The organism is Actinomadura fulvescens, assembly GCF_039533225.1.
Lineage (GTDB): Bacteria > Actinomycetota > Actinomycetes > Streptosporangiales > Streptosporangiaceae > Spirillospora > Spirillospora fulvescens.
The window spans coordinates 218,848-239,772 of the sequence record NZ_BAAATD010000010.1 but is presented as its reverse complement, the minus strand read 5'-3'; the positions used below and the strand labels follow the sequence as shown (position 1 = coordinate 239,772).

Sequence of the window (20,925 nt, the reverse complement as noted above, 5' to 3'; positions counted from 1 at the left end):
TCGGCTGCGGCCATGACGTCATGACCGCCGTCAGGGACGTCCCGGTGGCGGCGGGACGGCGGTGAGGGCGATCACGGTGAACGCGGCCATGGCGCGCGACCATGGCATCCTGGCCGTCCTCGCAGGGTTGTTCCTGGCTCTGTCCCTGTCCACCGATACGTTCCTGACCAGCGGCAACCTGGTCAACGTCCTGGACCAGACGGTCGTGGTCGGGCTGCTGGCATGCGGCATGACGCTGTGCGTCGTCTGCGGGATGTTCGACTTCTCGATGAGCGCGGTGCTCGCCGTCAGCGCGGTCGTGGCCATCAAGGTCACCCCGGTGGGAGGGATCGCCGCCGGATACGCCGCCGGTATCGGCACCGGACTGGTGATGGGCCTGGTGACCGGACTCGTCGTCGAAGCCACGCGGGTGCACTCGTTCATCGCCACCCTCGCGCTGGGCATCGTCTACCGGGGCCTGGCGATCGTCATCACCGGCGGCGCCATCGTCTACCCCGAGCCCGCGCAACTCCAGGACTTCCAGGCACTAGGCATGCCGACCGTCATTGGCGGCATCACCATCCCGACCCTGATCCTCGCCGGTGTCGCGGCCACCTGCTGGGTCGTGCTCTCGTCCACCACGCTCGGCCGGCGGGCCTACGCCATCGGCGGCAACGCGACCGCGGCCCGCCTGGCGGGCATCCGGATCGCGTCTGTGCGCGTCACCGTGTTCGCCATCAGTGGCACCTGCGCAGGCATCGCCGGCTTGGTCATGGCCACCCGAAGCGGCACCGCCCAGGCCGACCTCGGCACCCTCTTGGAACTCACCGCCATCGCCGCCGTTGTCATCGGGGGCACCAGCATCCTGGGTGGCCACGGAGCGATCTGGCGCGGCCTGGCCGGAGCACTGATCCTCACTCTCATCTCCAACGGGTTCAACCTCCTCGGCTGGAACCTCATTTACAAACAGACCATCGAAGGGCTCCTCATCCTCGCCGCCGTCACCCTCGACCGAAGGCTCCGGAAGGACCAGCAGGCGTCTTCCTGAGCTGGCGCACACGTCGATCGGATGGACTCGCGCCGTAGGCTCACACCTGACGAACGGACCGGAGCAGTTCTCCATGCGGTGACCGACATCCTCTGACGTTCAGCGACTCCCGTTCGCGCTGACGCTGCGGGTTTAGGGATCGAGCACCGCTTGTCCGGCCGCCCGCTGGGTCCTTTTGCGGCGGCAGGCGGCACAGACGTCTGCCGGGGATTGATGTTCGTTCGCTTGCCTCGGGTGCGGCCCATCACCCACGTCACTCCCGACCTGCCCGACGTCCATCACGAGGAGATCGCTGGACGAGGCCGCACCTCGACGGTTTGGCCGTGCCCCCGAGTGAAGTTCGGTGCAGTGGGTGTGCCGCAGCGATCATCGGCGGCGATGTCGGCTTCCAGGGACGAACGGGATGCGACGAACGGGATGCGGCGATTCACCGTCAGTCCCGGCTGATCGGGAAGGTGCCGCAGGCTTGGAATGACTGCGACAACCAGGCGGTGTGGCTTCGGCTCTCCATCAGCCGCAACTGTATGTGGTCATCGCGATTCACGCCGTCGTTGCGCCGCCGACCTAACCGTTCCACGCATACAGAAACAGCCCGTTCAAAACGTCGGGTTAATCGAATGATAGAACGCACCCATTGAATAATTGATACTTTACGGCATCCGGATCATATCAATAAAATTTCTTCCGCCTTGCCCTCCCCATGCGGAAGGATTGCCATGTCCTCGCTGAAATGGTCGGGAGTGGTCCTTGGGTTGCTGTTCGCGGCCGCCACAGCGGCACCGGTGAATGCCGCACCAGCGCCCCCATCACCCCCTCTCTCCGCCCAGGTCACAGCCCCCGCACCCGAAGTGGTCGGCACCGAGCAGGCAGCGTCGGCCCAGCTCGGTACCGGTCGGCTGCGCACCACGATCCGGCACCCTGGCGCGTCCTACGTCAAGGTGCATTTCGCAGTCCTTTCGCTGCGCCGAGGTGATCATGTCACCGTCACCGACGCCACGGGACGAGAGCGCCACCGTTACCATTCCGACCCGACCCGAGCACAGGTGCCTGGGAACTCTCCCGCGACCGCTGCCGAGCAGGGCTTTTGGGCTCTGTCCGTCGAAGGGGACGCCGCCACGGTGACCCTGCACAGCACCACGGGCGGAATCGGCTCGCAGGTGAGAATCGACCGGATCGCCCGCGGCTTCACCGCCGCCGAGATCGCGGCGCGTCCGCGTCCCAAATCCATCTGCGGCACCAACGACTATCGCGACGCCGTCTGCTACCGGTCGAGCCACGCGACCGAGTACCAGCGCTCGCGCGCGGTCGCCCGGCTGCTCATCGGTGGCACCTCGCTGTGCACCGGCTGGCGGGTGGGTCCCAACAACCGGATGCTGACCAACAACCATTGCGTCGCTACCGCCTCGGGCGTCCGCTCGACCGAGGTCCAGTTCAACTACGACTGCCCGACCTGCGGTGGCACGGGGTCCGGGCCGATCACCAAGGTGACCGGCGACCAGATGCTGAAAACCAGCTCGCGTCTGGACTACACGCTGTACACCGTGCAGAACTTCAGCACGATCAGCAGTTTCGGTTACCTCGAACTGGACGCCCGCAACCCCACCCAGGGCGAGCAGATCTACATCGCCGGACACCCCCGCGCCCTCGTCAAGAAGCTGTCCATCGCCAGCGATCGCGACGGCGGCGTCTGCAAGATCGGCACGGTCGTGGTCGGTGTGAACTCGGGCTACAACTGCGACACCGAGGGCGGCTCGTCCGGCTCGCCGGTACTGGCCCGTTCAACGCACAAGGTGATCGCTCTGCATCACCTCGGCGGCTGCCCCAACATGGGCACCCGCATCTCGCTGATCCAACCCGAGATCGACGGCATCCTCTGAATCCCGGCGCGCGCCGTGCCGCACCCGGCGGCACGGCCGCTCCGACGCATGACCGTTCCCGCGTACGCGGCGAGCGACCGCCACCACTGACGCCGTGGCAGCAGCGACGCAGGCAAGGTCGACAAGACGGAGCCCGCGCAGGAAGAGCACGGGGCACCTGGACCGGGCAACCGTGGGGTCGGCGCCGCGCAGGAACAACAAGCTGTCGACTGGGCCGCATGCCAGCCGAGCAGCTGGGTGCGCCACTGGTCGCGGCCGAGGTATCAGTACGCCACCCCCTTCGCGACTGGGTGCGGCTTCGGCGCGTTCGCGCAGCCGCGAAGGGTCGGCGTGTTCTTGCCTTGAGGCAGGGTTCCGGGACCCCGGCGGAGAGGCCGGAGCCTTCGCCTCATCAGGGCTCCACACCAAGAGCTTTCCCATAGACCGGCGTTCCGGGGCTAGCGTTTGCGGCGTCGCGGGGTTGAGACGAGCGCGGCGGAGCCGGTGGCGAGTCCGGCGGGCCGTTGGGCGGTCGGTTGTGGATCCATCCCCGGGCTTGGCTGGCCCGGGGCTCGGTTGCAGCGCGTAGCGTTGGCCATGTGTACCGACGTGCTGATCTGCTGATGAGAACGCGTTCTGCTGTCAGCGTTCGAGTACGCACAGGAGCGACTGAGCGGTGATCACCAAGGCCCGCTCCGCGGTGTACGGGGTCGTCCAATGGCCCTGTCGTTGTGCCGATGGCTCAGCTTGGTCGCCCTGGAGTCGTTGGGCGCCGGGACTTCGGACAAACGAATTCGGTGGAACCTGTCGAGGACCGGTGCCGGCCGTTCGTCACACGGATGACGCAGCGCTTCCAACCACGAGGAGCAACGATGAAGTACGCGATGCTGATCTTCGGCGACGACCGCGAGTGGGCCGCGCTGTCCCCGGCCGACGAACAGGACGTGATGAAGCAGGTCTACGAGTGGTTCGAACGGTGGCAGCCGACCGGCAAGATCGCTGACGGTGGTGCTGAGCTGCAGCCTCGGGACACGGCGAAGAGTGTGCGCGCCGACGCGAACGGCCAGCCGGTGATCACCGACGGGCCGTACCTGGAACTCAAGGAGGTCATCGGCGCGATCGTCATGCTGGAGTGCGACGACATCGAGGAGGCCGCGCGGATCGCGGCCACCTGGCCACTGGCCGCGGGGATGAGCGCGCTTGAGGTCCGTCCGGTGATGAGCGGCCAGTAGCGGCACTCTGGGCGCCGGTCTCACGGCCGGCGCCTTAGCTCACCCACCCGACGCGACATCAACTCCCGTTCGGCTGGGTTCGTCGCCAGTTCCAGAGCCCGCTCCGCCGCCGTCAGTGCCTCGGCCGGACGGTCGAACGTGGCCAGCAGGTCGGCCCGGGCCGCGTGCCACAGGTGGTAACCGGCAAGCCGGTCCCCGAGCGCGTCGACCTCATCCAGCGCCGGGGCCGGACCCACCGCGAACCGTGTGGCCACTGCCCGGTTCAGCAGCACTACCGGCGACGGGTCCACCGCGTACAGCCGGTCATACAGCGCCCGTACGTCGGCCCAGTTGGTGTCCTCGTACGAGGCGGCCAGGGCATGGAGCGCGGCGATGCCGGCCTGCAGCTGGTACGGCCCGGTCCGGCCCTGTCGCACCGCCGCCCGCAGCCGCAGCGCCGCCCGTTCGATCGCCGCCTTGTCCCACAAGCGCCGGTCCTGCCGGTCGAGTAGCACGATGCGGCCCCAGGAGTCGAACCGCGCGGCGGCGCGGGCGTGGTGCAGCTCCAGCAATGCGGCCAGGCCGGCGGCCTCCGGCTCACGGGGCAGCAGCGCGGCGAGTTGGCATGCCAGCTCGACCCCCTCGCGGGCCAGCTCGTGCCGCTGGGCGGACCGGCCACTGGACAGATACCCCTCGTTGAACACCAGGTAGATCACCGCGAGCACGGCCGGTAGCCGGTCGGCGTACTCATGCGACTGTGGCACCTCGAACCGGATGCCGCGCTCCCGCAGCTGGCGCTTGGCCCGGGACAGCCGCTGCGCCATCGTCGGCAGCGGCACCAGGAACGCGGCGGCGATCTCGGCGGTACTCAGGCCGCTGGCGGCGTAGAGCGTCAGCGCGACCCGGGCCGGCTCAGCGAGGTCTGGGTGGCAGCACGCGAACACCATGGCCAGCCGATCATCCACGCCCGGTTCCGGCGGCGGTTCCGCGGCCACCTGTGCCACCTTGGTACGACCGACGGCGTCGCGGCGCAGCCGGTCCAGCGCCTTGCGCCAGGCCGTGGTGACCAGCCAGCCGGTGGGGCTCTCCGGCACACCCTCGTCAGGCCAGCGCTTGAGCGCCTCGGCCAGCGCGTCCGACAGCGCCTCTTCGGCCCGGTCGAAGTCACCGAGCCGTCGGCTGAGCGCGCCGAGCATGCCGGCCGCGTCCGTCCGCCAGATCCGGTCCAACAGCTTCGCCACGTCGTCCACCAGACCAGGGTGCAATGGAACGTCCCCTTCCCGCCGCGCGAGCGCCGAGATGGGAGGCCGGCCCTCATCGACTTCTCCGGTGGCCAAGCCAGCAGCCGTCGACTCACGGTACGCCGCTGAGCAGGCCGGCCGGTGAGGTCGCGCGCACGTCAATGTCCCCGGGTAGCACCACAGCATGTGCTCGCCGGCGCCTCGGTGCCGGCCTCGGATCTGTCGCCGAACGGGTGTTCGTCGGCCATCTTGAGTCTTGGCCGGGGCGCTTAACCGGGGTGGGTCAGCTGCGGATCAGGCGCTTAGCGTGGTGTGTTTCGTCTGCTGAGAGCTGGCTGGGTTGGCTTGTGTATAGCCGCCATGGAGTGGTGAAGCCGTCCGGGAAGGTGAGCTTTCCAGACAGGGCCAGTTCAATGAGTTGCCGGACCTGGTGTTCGGTGTTCGGCTCGGCGGCGAACAGAATCCGCACGTGCAGTGCGCCGTCGACATGGTCTGTGTGGACATGATGCGGTGCCAGCGGGCAGGGCGGCTCGTGATCCCAATGCCCGCACAGCGCCACCGTCACCGCCGCCCCGGGAGCCCGGATGTCAGCGTCCTGCTCAATCGTCAGGACCGCCTCGTGAGCAAAGGCTTGGCGCATAAGGCAAGTATGCGGGGCAGTCTCGCCTGCCGCATTCGGCGAAAGTGATACCCCGGTGTGACACCTAGCCATGGTCGGTGCCGTGCCGCGTCCCGCAGCTGGATGTCCCGCTCTGCGGTCTCGGTCGCCGTCCGGGGCGTCGTGTGGCGGCTCCCCGTACGTCACATGCTGGCGATGAGTTTGTCGACGCGTTCGTCGACGGACCGGAACGGGTCCTTGCACAACACGGTGCGCTGCGCCTGATCGTTGAGCTTGAGATGCACCCAGTCGACAGTGAAATCGCGGCGCTTCTCCTGCGCCTTGCGGATGAACTCACCACGCAACCGGGCCCGCGTGGTCTGCGGCGGCACCGACTTGGCCTCGAAAATCTCCAGATCCTTGGCCACCCGCTCCACCGAACCCCGCTTCTCCAGCAGGTAATACAGGCCCCGCTCCCGGTGCACATCGTGGTAAGCCAGATCCAGCTGCGCCACCCGCGGCGAGGACAACGGCAGATCATACTTGCGCCGGTACCGCTCGATCAGCTGGTACTTGGTCACCCAGTCGATCTCACGCGACACCAGATCCAGATCGCCGGTCTCCACCGCGCGCAGCGTCCGCTCCCACAAATCCAGCACCCGCATCGCGACCTCGTCGCCGCCGCGCCGGTCGATGAAGTCCTTGGCCTTGCCGAAGTACTCCTTCTGAATCTCCAGCGAACTGGCCTCCCGGCCATTGGCCAGCCGCACCTTACGACGCCCGGTCATGTCATGGCTGACCTCACGGATCGCCCGGATCGGGTTTTCCAGCGTCAGGTCGCGCAACACCACGCCCGCCTCGATCATGCGCAGCACCAGATCGGTCGCCCCGACCTTCAGCAGCATCGTGGTCTCGCTCATGTTCGAGTCGCCGACGATCACATGCAGCCGCCGGAACCGCTCGGCATCACCGTGCGGCTCATCGCGGGTGTTGATGATCGGCCGCGACCGGGTCGTCGCCGACGACACGCCCTCCCAGATGTGCTCGGCGCGCTGCGACACGCAGTACACCGCCCCACGCGGGGTCTGCAGCACCTTGCCCGCGCCGCAGATGATCTGCCGGGTCACCAGGTACGGAATCAGAGCGTCCGCGAGGCGACCGAACTCGCCGTGGCGACCGACGCAATAGTTTTCGTGGCAGCCGTAGGAGTTGCCGGCCGAGTCGGTGTTGTTCTTGAACAGGTAGATGTCGCCCGCGATGCCCTCCTCGCGCAGCCGCCGCTCGGCATCGACCAGCAGCCCCTCCAGGATCCGCTCACCCGCCTTGTCATGGGTGACCAGGTCGATGACGCTGTCGCATTCGGGCGTGGCGTACTCGGGATGGCTGCCCACATCCAGGTAGAGCCGCGCACCGTTGCGCAGGAACACATTGCTGCTACGACCCCACGACACCACCCTGCGGAACAGATAGCGCGCCACCTCATCGGGTGACAACCGCCGCTGACCGCGGAAGGTGCAAGTGACGCCGTACTCGTTCTCAAGCCCGAAGATGCGCCTGTCCACACCGCGAGCGTATGCGGCCCGACGTCCAGTTGACAGTCCCTGAAGCCTCTGTTCAGCCGCCGTGCGACGGCTGAGCAATCGGTCAACAGCCATCCTTGAGTACGCTGGCCTGCTCAGTCACGCAGCCGATGACCGGCTCTCCGATCACGCCGCCGACGGGCTCGCGTTCGGTGGGCGGCTCGCGCAAATCGTCCTCGGCGAACCGGCTCCCTTGTCGCCCAGACCCTGTCTTCGCGCTCCCGCCTCGCGACCACGAACTCTGATCACGGCGCGGACGATCGCTATAGGCAGCATCTCCAACACACTCATCTACCGAGATGAGTGCAGGTGCGCCGTGGCCGGCGGAATGCGTCGCCTACCTCCACACCTACGTCACGTCGCATACTGCGGGCGCCCGGTCAACCGGTAGACCCCGAGCGTTATGCCCTTGGAGAAGGCTCGTGACTCGACCAGGTCAAGCGCGGCGTCCGGGCCGGTGGCGGGGAACAGCCGCGTGCCCTGGCCGACGACCACGGGATAGGTGAGCAGGGTGATCTCGTCGATCAGGCGGTTGTCGACGAGCCAGCGGACCAGGTTGCCACTGCCGTGCACCTGCAGCTCGCCTCCCGGCGTGGCTTTCAGCTCGCCCACGGCGGCCGCGACGTCATCGGACAGGACGGTCGTGTCCGCCCATTGCGGGTCGGTGAGCGTGGTCGATGCCACGTACTTGGGCCCCCTGTTCAACGCCACTGAGATCGGGTTGTCGCCCTGATCAGCTCCCCAGGAGCCGGTTCCCCACGAGCCGGCGAAGATCTCGTAGGTCCGTCGACCGAACAGAAACGCGTCGGCGCGCTGGAAGACCTCGCCGAGGAACGTCGCGGCCTCGTCGTCGAACAGCGGCAGAGCCCATCCGCCGCGTTCGAATCCACCCCTGCGGTCCTCATCCGGACCGCCGAGTCCCTGCATCACTCCGTCGACGGAGACGTGCGTGATGGTCGTCAGCTTCATGATCACGGTTCCTTTCTCCTTGGGCGGCCTCCTGGCGGGGCCTCTCACCCCTGCTACGAACGCCGCTGCCCCGATCCGACACCGCCGCCCGCATTTCTTCCGAGGACTCCCTGGACCGCCGGTTGTCAGCGATCCGACGAGGCACTCACCGTCTAGATGCGGAACCAGACCGCGTTCGGCCGTCCACGCCCGGGCCTGGTCGACCAGGGCCGCCGCCAAGGTCCTCGGCGGAAGGCCACCCCCACCTGGCGTGACATCTGAGACACCAGATACAGAGTGAAACTTCCCTAGGTCGGTGTCATCAGGCTTGATAGGTGGCGTCCTGTTCGTCCGATGCTGTTGAGCGGACGGTCGTTGGATGTGTCGCACTTGACTCGGGCTCGTTGTTGGTTCGCGGTCGGGATCGTGGGCCGGGTGTGGTCATAAGTTTCCAAGAGGGTGTCCCCGGTGCAGGTTGGTTCCTACGGTGGGTTGGTGAGCATTCCTACCGAGCCCATTGGCAGCATTCCCAGGCCGGCCGCGCTGCTGGCGGTGTTGAGCGCGCATGCTGCGGGGGAGGCCGACGATGCCGCGCTCGCCGCCGCGCAGGAGGCGGCGGTGCGCGAGACCATCCGCCGGATGGAGGAGGCTGGGTCACCGGTTGTGACCGACGGCGAGCAGTCCAAGCCCAGCTTCGCGACCTACCCGATCGGCGGGACGGACCTGGCGGGCGACGGGGTGGTGATCCCGTTCGCGGACGGGCATCAGCGGCAGCTGCCGGTTATCACGGCCGGGCCGTTCGGGTACGCCGTGCACGCCGACCGCTATCTGAGGGCGGCCCTGCCGCACGCCAACGTTCCGGTGAAGCAGGCCGTGATCGCACCGTCGGCGTTGAGCCTGCTCTACCCTCCAGGCGGGATCGACGGCTACTCACAGGCCGCATTCCTCGACGACCTGGCCGACGAGGCAGAAGCCGACATCCGAGGCTGCCTGGACGCCGGGGCGCACGCCGTCCAGCTCGACTTCACCGAAGGTCGCCTGTCGCTCAAGCTGGACCCGTCCGGTGGCGTCCTGGACGCCTTCATCGCGTTGAACAACCGGGTGCTGGAGCGGTTCACCCAAGCCGAACGGGCCCGGATCGGCGTCCACACCTGCCCGGGCGGCGACCAGGACTCCACCCACAGCCTCGACATCGACTACACGGGCCTGCTGCCCAAACTGTTCCAGCTCAAAGCCGGCAACTTCTATCTGCAGCTGGCCAGCGAACCCGACCCTGACAAGGTCCTGGCGGTCATCGCCGACCACCTGCCGCCCACCGCCCGCGTCTTCATCGGCGTCACCGACCCCATCAACCCCGAGATCGAAACGCCGGAACAAGTCCGCGACCGCGTCCTGCGGGCCGCTCGCCACCTGCCCGCCGACCGCCTCGGCACCTGCGACGACTGCGGCTTCGCCCCCTTCGCCGACGACACCTCCACCTCCCGCGACACCGCCTTCGCCAAAATCGCCGCCCGCATCCAGGGCACCGCCCTGGCCGCCATCGACCTCGGCCTCTAACCCGACCCGCACAGACACCCGAGAAGCCGGTCGAGAAGCCGGCCGTGACCTCACCATCACCCATGCCCGATGAGAGGCGGACCGGTGGGCGAGCGGCGGTGCCTATGGAGCGGTACGCCACGCACGCTCAGGGCGCGCTGGCCGAGGGCAGGTGCTCCCGACTTGCGGCCGCGCCCGGTGACGCTGGCCGACTGGGAGGCACCGAGCGGACCGTAGAGGTGCTGGTGTGCCGGTCCTGCGATACCGATTGGTTGCCGGCGTGGATCCTGCGGCCGGGCGCGAGGACCGCGCGTTCCACGCCAAGCGGGATCGGCGCGAGGCCATCAAGAGGTGGGGTCGGCTGAGTGGACGGCCGGTGAGGACGCCCCGCAGGCGCTCGTCGAGGCGTACGAGGTCGCCGTCGAGGCACGTCGCAGACCGGCGGCCGGTTGCTGGGCGTTGGTGTCACGACATCGAGACCGTTCTCGGACGTCGCCATGACAACCCGGTAGTGGACTCGTGTGGCGTAACCGACCGACCAAGAAGGCGGAGCATCACATGAGAAAGCTCGTTACGGTCGCCGTCTCGGCGGCCGTCCTCGGCGGTGTCACCACGGCCGGCGGGACGGCAGCCGCGACAGCCACGCCCGCCCAGGAGTCCCCCAAGCCCTCAGCCACAGCCCCCGGTGTCACCGCTGTTGGCGGGATCTACGGCACAGTGATCTCAGGGCCCATGACAGCACCGACCGCGAAAGCCCAGGCTGGCTGGTCCGGCTGCCGTTACGCCTCGAGCGCGATCGCCGGCGCCTCGATTAAGGGCAAGCTGTGCTGGGACTGGGGCGAGGGCATCTCGGTGAAGGGGTCGGTGACCGACAGCGCGCGCGACGGCAAGTACGCGATGTTCCGGATCCACTGGCGCTGGTCGCGCACCCCCTTCCCCGGCTGGCAAACGCAGACGAAATTCATCCGCACGACCAAGGGCAAGAAGGCGCCGATCACGCGCAGGTTCTACTGGGACCAGCCTGACGGCAAGGTCAAGGACTTCTGGATTCAGGTCTGCAAGCAGGGCAGCGGAAAGCGTACCTGCGACTCCCGTTGGCACTGACCTGGCGTCCGGCCACCCGGCGACAAGCCGCCCGTGCCATGCGAGAGCGGCGTCGGGCGGCCGCCGTCACGTCATCACCATGCACGTGAACGACGCCGAGTACGAGGCGATCACCGCGCGCGATCGTGGCCCGGGTGTCCAAGCAACGGCTCGTGATGGTGGCCGCCGGGTCAGCCCACGCCAAGTCGTCTCAAACCAAAGACACCGTCGATATCCGTGTCCCGAGAACACAACGCCGCCGATCTTCGCTAGGCGCAAGTGACGATCGCGCGCCATCGCAAGCGCGCTTACGCACCCTCCAAGCACCGGCCGCCTTCGCGGGCGAGCGACGCCACCACCACGTCGTGGTGATGGCGTCGCTGAGTTCCAGTCGAGCCGGACCGCGCCTGCGGATGCTGGCAGGCGGGCCCGGCAGTGGGCTTAGTAGTAGAAGCGCTGACCGCGTCCGCACTGGAGCCGGGGCCTCGTGGAGCACACCTGGACCTTGACACCCTGCGAAAAGACACCAGGACGATAGTCTCTGTGGAACCCGCGACCGTTGTTGCAGGCGGTGTTGCTGTAGAAGGAGTAGTCCCCCCCAGGCTCCATCCAGGTCATTTTGACGCGGCTGCCGCCGTAGTAGCGACAGTTGCGGTCACGGACGATCCCCTCGATGCGAGTCCGGCCGTTTCTGAGCCTGATGACCTTTCCATCGGCCCATCCGTCCCGGTAGGAGGTCTTGATCTTCTTGGTCCCTCGGTAGGAGCTGGATTTGGCGGCGGTCGACGACTGTCCAGCGGCGGCGGTCTGTGCGGCAGGTGCCGGTTGCGTGGAGACGCGAGTCTGGGTGGCGGCGTTGGCGGCCTCGGCTACCGGAACCACCGCTATCAAGCCGGCCATTCCGATGACCACGCCCGCGAGTGTCTTGCGCATCGACAGAGTCCCTTCTTTGCTCAAGGCCCGCCGCCCGGATGGGTCGGCGTCGAAGGCCTCGGCAGCACTGTCGACGCGGACGTTCGACGGCCACAAGATCTTCGCTGTCCAGGACAGTCCCAAGACATCCACGGACATACAAACAGTGCGCTGAACAGCAGAGATACGGCCCAACACTCGGGTGACGCACTTGAGCTCGTGCCGCCGGCACGGCCCAGTCGGCGCGGTGCGCTGGTTCGCCGCCCGCCACGCCGACGATTGGCGTGCTGATCCGTCAACGTCTCAGCCACACCCGCCCCGGCAGATCACCGGCTAGCGTCGCGGTGTCGTGTGTGCCGCTTGATCGCGGGCGGTCCGGGTGCCATTTGGGTGATAAAGATCTTGAACTCTGATCGACTGGAGTTGATCAGGGCTCTGGGTTGCTTGAAGCGAGTGACGGAAATCGAGCCCGCGCTACCAGCTTGGAAATTTAAATTCTTGTCCATTCCAGTCGCCAGCATGTTCGGCATTTCTTGTTAAGTGCTACCTCGGAAACCGGCAGGTCATCATGCCCTGCCGACGTGGGCGCGACGGCGGCGAACTGCTGGCCTGGCAGGACGAGGTCAACACCGTCCCCAAGAAGGTCCATGCCACCATCGAGCATGCGTTCGCACGGCTGAAGTGGTGGAACATCTTGCGCAACGGCTGCCGCGAACGCGACGGCGTCTACCACGCCACCCGGCGGTATCGCACTCATGCGCAACCTGGCGATGACCAGCTGAGCGGCCGGACGCTAGGCGGTGGCGCTCCAGGCCAGCACTTCATGGCGGCCTCTAGACTGAACGTCGATGGACGTGGTCGCAAAAGGAATGTGGACATACGCCGACTCTGTCCTCATGCCTGTCTTCATCGTGGGACTGCGTCACGACTTCTGGTATGAGGTCGCTAAAGAAGACGGCCGTCTGGACCTCGGCGAAGAACCTCAGCTCAAGAATGAGGGATTCGCCTACTACGTCTCCTTCCACGGCATCCGCGCCGACGGATCGTTCTGGCCGGACTCCGAAGGACACCTCTCCATCGAGGACGCGAAGACGGCCGCGGCATCAAAAGTGCCCACCGCTATCACGTGGTCCGGAACCCCGACCTGACGCGTCGCCCGGCCGTTACCGGAGGGCGGCGGTGGAGTCGCCGAGGAAGACGAACCGCCCGCCTTTCACCTGGTAGGCGTAGCTCACACTGTCGAGGAGCAGCCCATGGGCATCGAACCGGATGCGCTGGGTCGCGCCGGGACGGCTCATCCCAATGAGATAGTCGCTGATCTGTTCTCCGGTGCGTTTGCCGTCCTTGACGGCGTGCAGGATCGCCCAGGTCGAGTCGTAGGCCTCGGGGACGTCATCGGCAGGTTCCTTCCCGCCGTTCGCCTTCGCATAGCGGGACGCGAAGTCAGCGAGCCTGGGTGGCAACGGAACGGCTGCTGCGCCGGTGAAGCGAACGCATGAGCAGATCAGAACGCTTCCTTCGGCTTCGCCATTGGCCGCCTCCTTGAGAAACCACGAGTTCAAGGAACCATCGCCTAGATAGAACCTTCCGGTGAAACCCGCGGCGCGCGCCTCCCGGATGAGTCGCACCGTACGGTCGCCGACACCGCCGTAGTAGATGGCGTCGGCGTCCTTCAGTTGCTTGGCGGCGGGCCTGAAGTCGTGTTTCTCGTCGTCCGGTGGCACCGGGATCCTGACGCGCCGCACCGACTTGCCCCCGGCCTTCACACCGGCTTCGAAAACGTCCGCCGTGGGTGCGAGGCCGTCGTCCACCACCACGACCTTCTCCGTCTCTCGCTGGCGGACCACGAGCCGGGCAAGATCATCCGCGGGCTTCTCGAAGTCGGGACGCATCGTGAACCAGTACTTGCGATGATCACCTGACAGGCCGTAGTTGTCGTGGGTGGGCGAGACGCTGGGGATCTTCTGGGGAGCCAGGATCTCCACGGCCTGCTGGCTCTCCCCGCTCATCATCGGTCCGACCACGGCGTCCACCCCGAGCCGGACCGCCTCGCGCGCCTGCCTCGTGCCCTCTTGCGGGTCGGCGTTCTTGGTGTCCAGGCGTACCAGTTCCGCGCGCCCGGGCGGGTTGGCGGAGTTGTACTCGGCCACGGCCAACTGTGCGCCCGCCCACAACGCCGTGCCCCTGCTCGACTGGAACTTGCCGCTCATCGGTCCCATCACGCCGATCCGTGCAGTCCCGGGGAAGTCATCGCCTGCTTCGCCGGAACGAACCAGGACGACCACCGTCGTACCGACGGCCGCCAGCGCCACAGGCAGGCCGATGCCGAAAATCAGGCGGCTACGACGAGACGATCGGCCACCGGCCGTCGTGGGAGTGGCCATGGGGGTTCCCTTCGTGAGCGGCGAGTTTCCCGATCATGGCAGGAAACCGACGACTCCGACCACGGCCGCCCACATCGACGCTCCACCAGCGCTACCTGACAAGAGCCCACACGCATTTCCAGGTGACTCGCTCCGCAGGACATGGCTGTCGTACAGCAACGCGGCGCGGTGCCTCAGACGGGACGGCCGACCGCTACGGGACAGCCCTTCGCAGCACCGTGTCGTCCAGCAAGACCCAGGCGATCCGGATCCGAGATCGCCGGCAAAGCCGCTGAGACCTGCCAGTTGTCTGGACGCCAACGACAACCTGATCCGGTCCCGCTGTCAGCGGCCTCAGAATGTACGAGGCTCGCACGAGAACACCTCTCGTTTTCCACGACGGCCGAGACGAGGCCAAACAGGGCGTCGTGGTCAACGAGCTGTCGAGTCGTGATGCTGCCCGGGCGATGAGTTCAGCAGGATTTTGGCGTGCTCCCGAACGAGGCGGTCGTGGATGGGGTCGCGTTCGGCGGCTGGAGCAGGATTGCCGCCACGGTGAGCTCGGCAAACCAGCCTTCGGGTGTCGTGAGGATGTCGGCGAAGGTCTTGCGGACCTGGGTGGGGCCTGCTCGGGGATCGGCAGGGTGTAGGCGTGTAGGTGGGGCGGCGTCGAAGCCGTAGGAGGCGGGGCCGAATCCTTCCCAGTCCAGGATGGTTAGTTCGGGGCTGGTGAGGTTGGCTCAGTGCAGGTCACCGTGGACCAGGCTCCATCGCTGAACGGTGGTGTCGATGTCGGTCTCGCCGAGGTAGCGGTCGGGCGCCGTCGACCTTGGCACGGAAGGCCGCTGCGCCAGCCGGCGAAAGGCGACCTGGCCGGAACGTGTCGGGTACGTGCGCTTGTCCGATCCAGACCGCCTGGCCCTTAAGGGTGCCGTTCTCATACCACTCGTACTTCAGGTACGCGGTGGCGCAGGCCGAAAGCGCGACAGGTTCACATACCCGAGCTTGCACACCTCGGTGGTGCGCGGAGCAGCAGAGGGCTTCACCCGGACCGCGCCAGGCGCCAGCTTCGGTTCGGTGAACGACACCGAGCTGCGCACCGTCCGGCCTGGCTTGCCCGAGACGGGGCCACAGTCGGCGGTCTGGTCGGTGCATGCCTGCGGCCGTGGGATCTCCATCATCTCGTCGTCGATGAAGACCGGGTCCAGCGCATTCGGGTCGGCCTCAGCAGCGTGATGTCGGGCATCGAGCCAGAGGTGTCGGTCAGGAAATGGCGGCTGGTATCCGAGGACGCTTCGAGGCCGCACTCACCCATAGCGACGGTAGGGATGTGGTTGCGCTACGGCGTCCGATGCAGACGCGCTGGTCAAGAGCTTGGTGTACATGATTCTCAGTGACTTGAATCACTTTGATCTTGGGAACTGGCTTCTTCCACCCGCTTCGCGATCACGCTAAGTTAAGCCGACTTTATCTCCGCTTTACCTCGTGTTGGGGTGTCTGTGTCTGCTTGGCATCATCGAGGCTCTCTGCGCCTCACCTCCCGGTCTGGTGTAGTTAGAAGGCTTCGATCGCGTCGTTCGCCCAAACGGCCTGCCCCGACGGACTCCGGCCGAGGACTCAACAAGGCGCAGCAGGCGATGCTGCGTCAGGGAGATCAGAAGGGGTTTGGTGCTGGAGCCTTCTAGGGCGCGTGGATGCGAGAAGCTATTCGGCACTACTGGTCGCCCTTACGGTGATGCCAGAGGTGAGAACATTTCTCGGGAAGTGTCGAACAGCTAGGGATGAACTCAGTTGAGGTGCACGACGATATCGCCGCCGAAATCTCCCTGCGGCGACCCGCTGCGTGACGATATAGAACGCGCCAGGGCGTCCTCTACGCTCAGGATGGTAGGCATAGGATGTCTGAAGCCCTTCGTCGCTACCTCGGCGGTAGCACGGTGGTATCGAGCGTCTTCTTAATCCTGCCGGCGTCCTAGGAGAACAGGGGGCGTCGACGGGTTTTTAAGGCCCGCTCTCAAGGGCATGAGAATTGGTATCCGCCAGACCTGGTGTGTCATATTTATTATGTTGAGTTGAGGACTTTTGTGAAAAATAGGGTTGTTGGGCTTCTGCTGCTTGGTGCTGGTTCGGTTGCCGTTGTGCCTGCGGCTGCGGCGGCTGAGGTTGGTGCGCGGGTCGCGTTGGTGGACGTCGGGGCGAGCCGCGCGTTCGTTGACCTGGACAATCAGGTGGTGCATTTTCAGGGTCGGGTCGTGGTGGGCGGGCAGCCGGTGGGCGGGATTTATGTCTACGCCCGGTGTGACGGTCACGAGGGCATGGCCTTGGCCTCCGGGGCCGATGGCGGTTTCCGGGTCTCGGCGGGCGTTTTCGGCGCCGGGGATTGCTCGGTCAACACTGGTGCCAGCAGCGACTACGATCCCGCGACTGTCGCGGTGAAGGTGCCGGTGCGCCGGCAGCAGGTACGGATCAGCGTGAACGGTGGACCGCCGCGGCTCGCCCCGGGCAAGTCGGTGACCATCACCGGTCGCGTACAGCGCCTTGGTTCCTCCGGGTGGGTGGACCTTCGAGAGGGCAGGTGGCTGTCGTTCTACGAGCAGGACGGTCGCCGGCACATCGGTGACGCCTTCAAGCCGGGCGGGACGGCGGCCTTCACCGCCGCGCTCACCTCGGACGGCCTTGGCCCGATCACCGCGCGCTTTGACGGCGATCAGTGGTTGGAGCCCCTGCAGGGGCAGATCGTGGTCCGCAGCCGCTGGCTGACCAACTTCGCGCAGGTGCGGCCGCTGATGCCGGAGTATCCGCACTACGGCAAGAAGATGACGGTCAGTGCCCGCCTGATGCCCATGGTCAGTGCCAAGGGTCCCGTAGCCGGCGCGAAACTGGAGCTGCAGGCGGGCCCCTTCCGCGGCCGTGGGCGCTGGACCACCATCCGCACGCTCACCACCGGACCCCAGGGATACGCGCGGGTCAGCCTGCCGGTGAACAAGCGGCAATCGTTGCGCTTCCTCTTCAGGGGCAGCGAGTCGTACGCGCCCGCGGAGGGTTCCTACTCCCTCGTCCACGCCACCTACCAAACCGCCATCACCAAGTTCAACGCCGGCCCCGAACCTGTGCGCAGGGGTAAGGAGGTCACCCTGACGGGCCGCCTCACGCGGTGGACGACCAAGGGTGGCTGGCGCCCCATAGCCAGCAAGCGGATCAGCGCGCAGTACCGCCTCAAGGGAACCAAGCGGTGGCGTTCGGGCTACTGCGCCAACGGCGGCGCCCCCACCAGCGCTAACGGCTGGTTCCGCCTGAGCTGCGATGTCACGGGCGACGCAACCTGGCGCGTCTACTATCTCACCGACTACGCCTCGCCGTACGGCCTCGTAGCCGACTTCCCCGCGCGTTCTGCAACCGACTACGTCGACGTTCGCTGACAGATGGTGCTGCTGATGCCCGCCCCGACCGAGACGGCCGCCGAGCAGCGATTCGCCGAGTTCGAGGCCACCTGGGGCGACCGCTACCCGGCGGTGATCCGGCTCTGGCGCGACGCGTGGCCGACCTTCATCTACACCACCAACGCGATCGAAAGCCTCAACGCCCGGTTCCGCCAGGCGGCCCGCCGACGAGGACACTTCCCCACCGAGCAAGCCGCGCTCAAGGTCCTCTATCTGGTCATCCGCAACCCGATCAAGAACCGGCCCAACGTGACCGGCCAAATCCGCGGATGGAAGGCCGGGCTGTACGCACTCTCGCTGCACTACGGCGACCGCATCACACTGAACTGACAGCGATCACCGCCTCACCCACAGACTTTCGGACAGTCCCCAAGGCGGCGTGACGAGCCGCGATAGCTGTCACTCGCCACGATAGTTGTCACCAAGATCCCGCTGGTGCGGTTAATGGCTGTGGTTCCCCGGCCATAGATGGCAGTTCCCAGACCTTGTTGGCGGCTGGAGGGTCGGCTTGAACCCAGCTCGGTGTCGATGGCTGGTTGGTGTTGACTTGATCGCTATGACCGAGCTGCCCGCTGGCGCTCCCCTGTCGGATGAAGAATTCCAGACGATGCTTGGCCTGCTCCGCAGGTCCACTGATCGCGAGATGGACCAATTCGCCCTCTGGCAGTTCTGCAGCCGCGTGTGGGGACGGTGTTCGTCTCGGTCGTCTTGGAGCCTGTGGGAGCTTCCGCTGCGGCGTTCACCGAGGTGACACACCTCATGGAGGGGTGAGCTGTTGGGGCGCTATCTCAACAGGTCTTTCGCTGCTGGGGCCGTCTTCAGGGGCGGGAGATCGGTCAGCTGCTGGGTTCCTTCGAAGGGGAGGGCCGCCGGGGTCTGCGGTGGGCCTGTGCCTGGCCGGCTGGCCGGTTCGAGCCCATCCGGGTCCGGCTGTATGAGGTCGAGGATCTCGGCCCGGGGATGCTGCCGATGGATCAGTTCCCTGCCTTCTATCCGGCCGAGAACTTCGATCCGGAGACCCTCCGGGTAAATGAGTTCCGTCGCGACGACGCGGGCGGGGCGCACCGTTGCGACCAGCGAGTCCGCCGAAGAGGCGCTTTCGATCGCAGAACGCGAGGTAAGAGCGGGTCCGAGGCGTTGGGTGAACGGGTCGGTGCTGCTGGACGAATACATCGACTACCTGGAGCGGGCCGCCCGTTGGGCCCGTGGCCGCCCGCCTGAGCGATGTACGTAAGTCGATTGCGAACAGCGTCCAGGTGACAAGAATCTTGAGCAACGGTGACAACCATCCTGGCGAACGGTCAGAGCACAGCCCGTGTGACAACTAACGTGGCGAGTCAAGGCGGACGCGGTGGCGGCACGACTGAACGTCTCGCCGAGTTGCGCGGGGTGCCGTCCTGCTCGGTGGTGGTCTGCACGGGCGTCGGAACTCTTGTGCATGTGCTGCCGCAGGGCGCCCGTCGGCGGACGGCCCACGACCCGCGTGATCACGGTTCGGGGATGATGCTTCTGTGAACCATGTCCTTTGCGGGCTGGCGCGGAATCCGGCTCTTGGCGCTGAGCTGGTCGATCAACTGATCACGATGGTCGATGAGGACATCGCTGCGGATCTGGTCGAGCGTGCGGATCTCACTCGTGCGCAGGCGGTTGCGTTGGCCCCGCGCATCGAACAGAGCATTGTGCGGCTGGTGGCGCGGGGCCTGCTGATGGCCGACGACATCGACCCGGTCGCGCGGCCGGACGCCGCGCTCGCCGTGCTCGCCGATGGTGGCGGCTATGCGGCATGGGCACGCTGGCTTGCGGCGGATCCGAGCGTCGGACGCCGTGAGAGATTGGCCACGTGTCCCGGCCTTCCCGGTGACGTGCGGGAGCTTCTGGCAGCCGATGGGGACCTCCGGGTCGTGGCAGAGCTGGCGTTGTGGACGACACCGGATACGGCGGCGCTGCTCGCGGAGCATCCGCACGCCGAGGTCCGCTGCGCGGTGGCGGGCAATGAAGCGACACCGCCGCAGGTGTTGGCTGCGCTGATCACCGCAGAGGGCGTGGACCCGGCGCGATCGTGCCTGGTCTGCGACCGCGTCGCAACGCCGTTCGCTCATGATCCGCATTGCCCAGAGCCCGACTGTGACCTGCCGCCGGGGGCCTCATGCGACGGCTCCCACGAGTCCACCGTTCACGAAACTCAGCTGAGGGCGCTGCGGAATCCGGCCACGCCGACCGCAGCCGTCATCGGCTTCGCCGACCATCCCTCGATGCTGCTGCGCCAGCAACTGGCCGCCCGCCCCGATCTTCCGCCGGCGACCTACGAACACCTCGCCGGCGCCCCAGAACCCGGTGTCCGCGCCACCCTGGCCCAGAATCCCGCGATCGGGGACCGCCTGATCGGCGAATGGCCACCGACCCCGGCCACGACGTCCAACGCAGCGTCGCGCACAATCCCCGGGTGCCGCTGGAGGTGATCATCCGGCTGGCGGGTACAGCCAAGATCGGCCGCGCTCTGTTGCCCCGGGTCGCCGCTGCCTCACCCGCCGAGGTCAGGGAACTGGCGGGTTCACCGGATCCGGCCGTGCGGATGCTGGTGGCCGGGCGACGTGATCTGCCGCCTGAGATTCGTGACGCGCTGGCCGCCGACCCTGACGCCAAGGTGCTCAAGTCCATCGCACCGCACCCAGGCCTGTCCGACAGGCAACTACGTGCCATGGTCGACCAGCATGGTGTGCGCGTTGTCACCAAGGTCGCGACGAATCCGGACGTCTCACCGGCACTGCTGGAGCACCTGACTCGGCACCGGCCGCCGGTGCGGAAAGCGTTCCGCGAGGTCGCCCGCCATCACAACGCGACGGCCCCGGCACTGCTGGCCTGCCTGACCGACCGGCAGGCCAGGCCCATCGCGGCCGATCACCCGGCCCTGCCGCCGGAGGTCATTGCCGACTTGCTCAGCGATGAGGACTGGCAAGTCGTGGAGGCAGCGGCCGCCAACCCGTCGCTGCCGACCTCGCTGATGTCGAAGCTGATGCCCTGGTGATCAGGGAAGCGACCAACAACTGCGTTTCCAGAAACAGCCTGCAGTGAGCGCCCGGTCAGCGTTTGCGGCCCTATACCCGTGGCAGAGCAGCGATCCCTGTCGTAG

General features: G+C 66.8%; 15 protein-coding genes and 1 pseudogene. 10 read left to right on the top strand and 6 right to left on the bottom strand.

All coding sequences use genetic code 11. The features are described 5' to 3' along the window. Positions 1–61: 61 nt before the first annotated feature. From ABD333_RS32930 to ABD333_RS32920, 3 genes are all read left to right on the top strand, one after another. Positions 62–1,027: an ABC transporter permease gene (locus tag ABD333_RS32930; protein ID WP_344546445.1), complete on the top strand. Its 966-nt coding sequence runs from the start codon at positions 62–64 to the stop codon at positions 1,025–1,027. A 752-nt stretch (positions 1,028–1,779) separates the two neighbouring features. Next, the gene (locus ABD333_RS32925) at positions 1,780–2,904 is read left to right on the top strand and encodes a trypsin-like serine peptidase (RefSeq protein WP_344546444.1); all 1,125 of its coding nucleotides are present in this window, start codon (positions 1,780–1,782) and stop codon (positions 2,902–2,904) included. Between the two features lie 851 nt (positions 2,905–3,755). Further along, on the top strand, positions 3,756–4,115 hold the full coding sequence (locus ABD333_RS32920; RefSeq protein ID WP_344546443.1) for a YciI family protein: 360 nt from the start codon (positions 3,756–3,758) through the stop codon (positions 4,113–4,115). A 20-nt stretch (positions 4,116–4,135) separates the two neighbouring features. Here the strand turns inward: ABD333_RS32920 and ABD333_RS32915 are convergent, their stop codons facing one another. The 4 genes from ABD333_RS32915 to ABD333_RS32900 form a co-directional block, all read right to left on the bottom strand. Continuing rightward, positions 4,136–5,344, bottom strand: a complete 1,209-nt coding sequence (locus ABD333_RS32915) for an RNA polymerase sigma factor (protein ID WP_344546442.1) — start codon at positions 5,342–5,344, stop codon at positions 4,136–4,138. Positions 5,345–5,618: 274 nt separating this feature from the next. Further along, on the bottom strand, positions 5,619–5,975 hold the full coding sequence (locus tag ABD333_RS32910) for a hypothetical protein (RefSeq protein ID WP_344546441.1): 357 nt from the start codon (positions 5,973–5,975) through the stop codon (positions 5,619–5,621). A gap of 161 nt (positions 5,976–6,136) precedes the next feature. Continuing rightward, a complete protein-coding gene (pafA, locus tag ABD333_RS32905; RefSeq protein WP_344546440.1) occupies positions 6,137–7,495 on the bottom strand; it encodes a Pup--protein ligase in 1,359 nt (452 codons plus the stop codon). A 372-nt stretch (positions 7,496–7,867) separates the two neighbouring features. Beyond that, complete coding sequence (locus ABD333_RS32900; protein WP_344546439.1) at positions 7,868–8,482, bottom strand: dihydrofolate reductase family protein; 615 nt, start codon at positions 8,480–8,482, stop codon at positions 7,868–7,870. A gap of 474 nt (positions 8,483–8,956) precedes the next feature. Between ABD333_RS32900 and ABD333_RS32895 the strand changes: the two genes are divergently transcribed. Beyond that, positions 8,957–10,018 carry a cobalamin-independent methionine synthase II family protein gene (locus ABD333_RS32895; RefSeq protein WP_344546438.1) on the top strand — a complete coding sequence of 354 codons (1,062 nt, stop codon included), beginning with the start codon at positions 8,957–8,959 and terminating at the stop codon, positions 10,016–10,018. A 537-nt stretch (positions 10,019–10,555) separates the two neighbouring features. After that, positions 10,556–11,101 carry a hypothetical protein gene (locus tag ABD333_RS32890; RefSeq protein WP_344546437.1) on the top strand — a complete coding sequence of 182 codons (546 nt, stop codon included), beginning with the start codon at positions 10,556–10,558 and terminating at the stop codon, positions 11,099–11,101. A 420-nt stretch (positions 11,102–11,521) separates the two neighbouring features. Here ABD333_RS32890 and ABD333_RS32885 read toward each other — a convergent pair whose 3' ends face one another. Next, positions 11,522–12,151, bottom strand: coding sequence for a hypothetical protein (locus tag ABD333_RS32885; protein ID WP_344546436.1), 630 nt, complete (start codon positions 12,149–12,151; stop codon positions 11,522–11,524). Between the two features lie 689 nt (positions 12,152–12,840). Here ABD333_RS32885 and ABD333_RS32880 point away from each other — a divergent pair. Then, a complete protein-coding gene (locus ABD333_RS32880) occupies positions 12,841–13,140 on the top strand; it encodes a hypothetical protein (RefSeq protein WP_344546435.1) in 300 nt (99 codons plus the stop codon). 15 nt (positions 13,141–13,155) lie between these two features. Here the strand turns inward: ABD333_RS32880 and ABD333_RS32875 are convergent, their stop codons facing one another. After that, positions 13,156–14,376, bottom strand: a complete 1,221-nt coding sequence (locus ABD333_RS32875; RefSeq protein WP_344546434.1) for a branched-chain amino acid ABC transporter substrate-binding protein — start codon at positions 14,374–14,376, stop codon at positions 13,156–13,158. A 2,051-nt stretch (positions 14,377–16,427) separates the two neighbouring features. Between ABD333_RS32875 and ABD333_RS32870 the strand changes: the two genes are divergently transcribed. The 4 genes and pseudogenes from ABD333_RS32870 (at position 16,428) to ABD333_RS32855 (ending at position 20,820) form a co-directional block, all read left to right on the top strand. Continuing rightward, on the top strand, positions 16,428–17,774 hold the full coding sequence (locus ABD333_RS32870; protein WP_344546433.1) for a hypothetical protein: 1,347 nt from the start codon (positions 16,428–16,430) through the stop codon (positions 17,772–17,774). 21 nt (positions 17,775–17,795) lie between these two features. Beyond that, positions 17,796–18,125 (top strand): annotated as a pseudogene (locus ABD333_RS32865) (transposase); the annotation flags it as partial. Between the two features lie 1,181 nt (positions 18,126–19,306). Next, the gene (locus ABD333_RS32860) at positions 19,307–20,254 is read left to right on the top strand and encodes a hypothetical protein (RefSeq protein WP_344546432.1); all 948 of its coding nucleotides are present in this window, start codon (positions 19,307–19,309) and stop codon (positions 20,252–20,254) included. After that, positions 20,239–20,820, top strand: a complete 582-nt coding sequence (locus tag ABD333_RS32855; protein ID WP_344546431.1) for a hypothetical protein — start codon at positions 20,239–20,241, stop codon at positions 20,818–20,820. The genes ABD333_RS32860 and ABD333_RS32855 overlap by 16 nt, the downstream gene beginning before the upstream one ends. Positions 20,821–20,925: the final 105 nt, after the last annotated feature.